This is a genomic window from Anthropogastromicrobium aceti (assembly GCF_020687335.1).
Classification (GTDB): Bacteria; Bacillota; Clostridia; order Lachnospirales; family Lachnospiraceae; genus Anthropogastromicrobium; species Anthropogastromicrobium aceti.
In genome coordinates this window covers 1-4,113 of record NZ_JAJEQN010000082.1, presented here as the reverse complement: position 1 = coordinate 4,113, position 4,113 = coordinate 1, and the positions used below count along the sequence as shown (strand labels likewise).

At 39.1% G+C, this 4,113-nt stretch carries 5 protein-coding genes; all 5 read left to right on the top strand.

The genetic code is table 11. The features are described 5' to 3' along the window. On the top strand, window positions 1–548 hold a 548-nt coding region (locus LKD48_RS16205; RefSeq protein WP_308732627.1), incomplete at its 5' end, for a transposase. Next, window positions 533–2,074: a YifB family Mg chelatase-like AAA ATPase gene (locus LKD48_RS16200; protein ID WP_308732626.1), complete on the top strand. Its 1,542-nt coding sequence runs from the start codon at window positions 533–535 to the stop codon at window positions 2,072–2,074. The genes LKD48_RS16205 and LKD48_RS16200, both read left to right, overlap by 16 nt. After that, a complete protein-coding gene (locus tag LKD48_RS16195; RefSeq protein WP_308732625.1) occupies window positions 2,074–2,856 on the top strand; it encodes a DNA-processing protein DprA in 783 nt (260 codons plus the stop codon). Before LKD48_RS16200 ends, LKD48_RS16195 begins: the two co-directional genes overlap by 1 nt. Before the next feature lie 172 nt (window positions 2,857–3,028). After that, window positions 3,029–3,268 (top strand): nucleotidyltransferase family protein, encoded by a 240-nt coding sequence (locus tag LKD48_RS16190; protein WP_308732624.1) that lies wholly within the window; start codon window positions 3,029–3,031, stop codon window positions 3,266–3,268. Continuing rightward, window positions 3,240–3,890, top strand: a complete 651-nt coding sequence (locus LKD48_RS16185; protein WP_308732623.1) for an ATP-binding protein — start codon at window positions 3,240–3,242, stop codon at window positions 3,888–3,890. Before LKD48_RS16190 ends, LKD48_RS16185 begins: the two co-directional genes overlap by 29 nt. The last annotated feature ends 223 nt before the right edge of the window (window positions 3,891–4,113 follow it).

Here is a 4,113-nt window from a genome sequence, read left to right as displayed (position 1 = left end):
GGGGAATACGCAGAATGGTTATTTTTCAGGATGACACGGATTATCAGGTGTTCTTGTTGTTGTTAAAGAAAATGATGGAAGAACATGAGTGTAGTCTGCATGCATATTGTTTGATGAGCAATCATTTTCATGTTCTTATTGAAACAGGACCACATGAAATAGGAAAAACCTTTAAAGGAATTATGAGCTGCTATGCATCCTATTACAATCAGAGGTATGGATACCATGGTCATGTGTTTGAAGGACGTTTTAAGTCATGTATAGTTAAGGATGACAGCTATTTTTTGCAGACAAGTAGATATATACATATGAATCCAGTGAAGGCAAAGATAACTGCACATCCTGAAGATTATCCATGGAGCAGCTATAGGACGATACTTCGAATGACGGATGATCGGATTACACAGCCAGAAAAAACACTTGCATTTTTTAAACAAAGCATTTTTTATTATAGAGAATTTGTAGAAGATGCCACTCACAAGTATAAAATTAATGAAAATATGATTCAAAAAGAAATAGGGGAGGATGAAACATGGCTACCGTGGTAAAAAGCTTTGCAATACAGGGAGTAGACGGCTATACAGTAGATATTGAGTCGAAAGTTCTTGATGGACAGCCAATGATATCCATCATCGGAATGGGAGATGTGGCTGTTAAGGAAGCAGGAGATCGTATTCAGTCAGCGATTGACGAGAGCGGTTATGTATTTCCAAAAAAGCGCGTGATTATCAGTCTGGCACCTGGTGACAAGAAAAAAAGAGGTTCTCACTTTGACTTAGCAATGGCTATTGGTGTTTTGCAGGAAGGGGAAAATATTGCAGCAAAAGAATTGAATCAGTATGGTTTTATCGGAGAACTGTCATTAGATGGAAGTCTGCGCGCATGTTGTGGAATCTTGCCGATGATATTAGCAGCAAAGAAGAATGGGATTAAGAAGGTGATTATTCCTCAGGCAAATATCGGGGAGGCGAAGCTTGTTCATGGAATTGAAACGCTAGGTTTTACTGATTTGACGGAAGTGATCAGATATCTTGAAGGAAAACAGGCTTTTTTGGAAAAGCCAGAGATTATTGCCGAAGATTCTCTTTTTGCGGAGCGTGCATTGGATTTTTCAGATGTAAAAGGTCAGGAAGATGTAATTGAAGCTGCTTTATTAGCAGCAGCTGGCGGTCACAATATGCTGATGATCGGTGAACCTGGTTGTGGAAAAACAATGATTGCACAACGAATATCAACGATTCTCCCAGAAATGTCTGAGGAAGAATGCCTGGAGGTAACGAAGATTTACAGTATATCAGGATTATTGTCAAATGGCCATTCGCTAGTCAAAAACAGACCATTTCGTGCACCACATCATAATGCATCATTAAATGCATTAATTGGGGGCGGAGTAAATGCAATGCCGGGAGAGGTTTCGCTTGCCCATAATGGTGTTTTGTTTCTTGATGAGCTGGCAGAGTTTTCCAGAAAAACATTGGATGCACTTCGTCAGCCTGTTGAAGATAAGAAAGTATCTGTTGCCAGAGTAAACGGCGCACATACATATCCTGCTAATTTTATGTTTGTAACAGCAATGAATCCATGTCCATGTGGATATTATCCAAGCTCAAAGTGTCGATGTACTGATTATGAGATTATTAAATATCGCGGTAAAATTTCAGGTCCGATTATGGATCGTATTGACATTCAAAAAGAGGTACATCCTGTCAATTTTTTTGAGATGGAAAATAAGACAATGTCATATTCTTCTTTGGAACTTCGAAAAAGGGTAGAGGCAGCAAGAAAGATTCAGCAGGAGCGCTATTCTTTGGAGGAGGGAATCAACTGTAATGCACAGATGACAACGTCTCTTATAAAAAAATATTGCGAGATGGAGGCAGATTCGCTGGATTTGTTAAAGGAAACAAGTGAAAAGTATGGATATAGTGCGCGAGTGATCCATAAGCTTCTAAGACTGGCAAGAACAAGTGCCGATTTGGATGGAGCAGAGAAGATTCGTTTTCAGGATACGAAGAAGGTGATTTCGTGTCGTGATCTGGACGAAAGCAATAGCAAGATGATGGTGGTGAAATAGTGGAGGAAAAGGATTTTATAAAATATTGGATTTGGCTTACACAGATTCCTTATGTGGGTTCAGTTATGGAAGGACGTTTACTTGCAAAGTTTAAAAGTCCGCAGGATATATATGATGCGGATGAAAAATGTTTGAGGAAAATTTCGGGTATCACAAAGAGACAGATTGCTAGTATTTTACAAGCACGCTCATTTGACCGGGCAGAAAAAATTTTGGAGGATTGTGAGAAAAAGAAAATTTATGTTCTCACAAAAGCCGATATCAGGTATCCAGAGAAAGCAAAGCAGGTAAAGGATGCACCATCTGTCTTATATTACCAGGGATCATTTACCTCAGAAGAAGGTATTTTAAAGCCCACGGTTGGAATTGTTGGTGCAAGGCGATGCACACAGGATGCAAAACAATGCTGCATTGAATTGACAAGACAATGCATAAAAGAGCAGGAAATTGTGATCAGCGGTATGGCAAAAGGAATTGATGCATGTGCTGGAACAGTCTGTGTTAATTCCGGTTCATATACAGTTGCTATTGTAGGGAATGGGCTTGATATTTGTTATCCAGCAGAGCATGAGCGTCTGATGGAGAGAATACGTGAAACGGGATTACTGCTGTCAGAGTATCCACCGGGAACAGAGCCGTCCAATTATACATTTCCGCAGCGAAATAGACTAATTGCTTCATGGTCAGACAGGTTAATCGTTATAGCAGCAGGCAGAGGAAGTGGTGCAATGATAACAGCAAGTTGTGCTGATAAATATGGGAGAAAGGTGAGTTTTTATTAGCTTAGTTCGAGGCGTCGTAGAAAAGGGGAGCCAGTGGGGACAGGTGTTGGCTGTTTTATTGTGCCACGGGATGAATTACTGTCCCCTTGGCTTATGGTCATGAGTAAAGCAGTTAATAAGGATTTTTTCAGGCTTGAAAAAATTTTCAGCAGAAGGGAGATACTTTATGTAGATGATGAGTATCGAAACAATCATACAAGAAATGACAGATATCTGCCAAAAACAGGGAGTAGAGCATTTAATACTTTTTGGATCATTTGCAACAAATACAGCATTAGAAAGAAGTGATATTGATTTTGCTGTTAAGGGATGCAAAGATATATTAAAATTGGAAGATGCAGTGGAAAAAATAGAAACGTTGCGTAAGATTGATGTTGTTGATTATGATACTGTACGTAGTAAAAGATATTGAGCAGCGGCAGGCAAGAAGAGAAAAAGAGAGTGGAAAACGAAAAATCACAGATATTGCGTTACTAAAGACAATAGCCAGGTATCTGGCAAGCGTTATTGGCAGCCCGGTGTCTATGAAAAGTATAACCGACTATCTGACCTCAGCGGGCAGAAAAGTATCCCAAAATACAGTCAGCGATTATGTTGAAGCCCTGACAGAGTCCTTCATTTTTTATCCTGTGGAGCGGTTTGACATTGTTGGAAAGCAGCTCTTAAAGGTCAACAATAAGTTTTATATGGTAGATATGGGAATTAAAAACTATATTCTTCCAAGAAAGCGATACGATCTTGGATTTACCATTGAGAATATTGTGTATCTTGAACTTTCACGAAGAGGCAGCAAAATCAATATAGGAAAATACGGTTCTACTGAGGTTGACTTTGTGACACAGAAGGAAGGTGTGCTTACCTATTATCAGGTAACTGCTGATATGACGGCGGAAGAAACCTTTGAGAGAGAGATGAGACCGCTGAAAAACATTCAGGATAACTATGAAAAATTTGTCCTGACACTGGATCGATTTTCACTCGGAAATTACGATGGCATAAAAGTTGTGAATGTTATCGACTGGCTTTTAGGATGAGGAATCGGGTACTCCAGACTCCAGGTGCCAGACCCCAGGTACTAATGGAAAAAGAATAAAGGTTGAACTTTGTGATCAGGAAGCAAAGTGACCACATTAAAAGTAAATATAGATAAAAGCACAGTGCTTTTATCTATATTTACTTTTAATCATCAATGATAGTATTGTATATGATAAAATACAGGAGAGAGGGTGATATTATTCGTCAAAAAAGAATTTGGTA

Bases quoted from the DNA above. Each gene is read 5' to 3' on its own strand.
- LKD48_RS16200 (WP_308732626.1), top strand. From the start codon at position 533: ATGGCTACCGTGGTAAAAAGCTTTGCAATACAGGGAGTAGACGGCTAT.
- LKD48_RS16185 (WP_308732623.1), top strand. From the start codon at position 3,240: ATGATACTGTACGTAGTAAAAGATATTGAGCAGCGGCAGGCAAGAAGA.
- LKD48_RS16190 (WP_308732624.1), top strand. From the start codon at position 3,029: ATGATGAGTATCGAAACAATCATACAAGAAATGACAGATATCTGCCAA.